Origin of the sequence: Piscinibacter lacus (assembly GCF_016735685.1) — a bacterium.
Lineage (GTDB): Bacteria > Pseudomonadota > Gammaproteobacteria > Burkholderiales > Burkholderiaceae_C > Aquariibacter > Aquariibacter lacus.
Genome location: NZ_JAERRA010000006.1, coordinates 1 through 1,300, shown reverse-complemented (window position 1 = coordinate 1,300; position 1,300 = coordinate 1). Strand labels below are relative to the sequence as shown.

The 1,300-nt window shown below is 67.4% G+C and carries 1 protein-coding gene; it reads left to right on the top strand.

All coding sequences use genetic code 11. The features are described 5' to 3' along the window. Window positions 1-1,300 (top strand): VCBS domain-containing protein (locus JI742_RS13750; protein WP_201828077.1); only part of this gene is annotated, 1,300 nt, incomplete at both ends.

Here is a 1,300-nt window from a genome sequence, read left to right as displayed (position 1 = left end):
CGACACCGCCAACGGCGTGGGCGGCAGCCAGCCCTGGACCTACACCCTGGACAACACCCGGGCTCAGGAACTCGCCGAGGGCCAGACCGTCACCGAGACCTTCAGCATCTCCGTGAGCGACGGCCAGGGATCCACCCCGTCGCAGACGGTGACGATCACCATCACCGGCACCAACGACGACGTCGTGATCACCAGCGCCACCCAGGCCGGCACGGTGACCGAAGACGCCGACCTCAGCGCCAGCCCCAGCGACAGCCTGGTGGCCAGCGGTGCGGTGACCTTCAGCGACGTGGACTTGGCCGATACCCACAGCGCCACCTTCACCGGCACCGCGGTCTACGGCAGCTTCACGCTCGGCATGCTCACCGACACCGCCAACGGCGTGGGCGGCAGCCAGCCCTGGACCTACACCCTGGACAACACCCGGGCGCAGGAACTCGCCGAGGGCCAGACCGTCACCGAGACCTTCAGCATCTCCGTGAGCGACGGCCAGGGATCCACCCTGTCGCAGACGGTGACGATCACCATCACCGGCACCAACGACGATCCCATCGTCACCACCTTCAGCGACGGTGCGGTGACCGAAGACGCAACCGATCCGAGCCTGACGACGACGGTATCGGTGGACTTCAGCGACATCGACACCCGCGATGTCCTGAGCTACAGCCAGACCAAGACCAGCGGCTCCCTGGGCGGCACGCTCACCCTGCTCAGCAGCGACGACAGCGGCACCACCGGCACCGCCGGCTCGGTGAGCTACACCTACAGCGTGGCCAACAGCGCCGCGCAGTATCTGGCCGTGGGCGAAACGGCCTCCGAGACCTTCACGATCACCGCCGACGACGGCAACGGCGGCATGGCCAGCCAGGTGGTGACCGTGACTGTGACGGGCACCAACGATCAGCCCACCGTCACGGCTTTCAGCGACGGTGCGGTGACCGAAGACGCCACTTCGCCCGAGCTGAGCACCACGGTCTCGGCGAACTTCAGCGACATCGACACCCGCGATGTCCTGAGCTACAGCCAGACCAAGACCAGCGGCTCCCTGGGTGGCACGCTCAGCCTGCTCAGCAGCGACGACAGCGGCACCACCGGCACCGCCGGCTCGGTGAGCTACACCTACAGCGTGGCCAACAGCGCCACGCAGTTCTTGGCCGCCGGCCAAACCGCCACTGAAACCTTCACGATCACCGCCAATGACGGCAACGGCGGCATGGCCAGCCAGGTGGTGACCGCGACTGTGACGGGCACCAACGACGAAGTCGTCCTCACCAGCGCCACCCAGGCCGGTACGGTGACC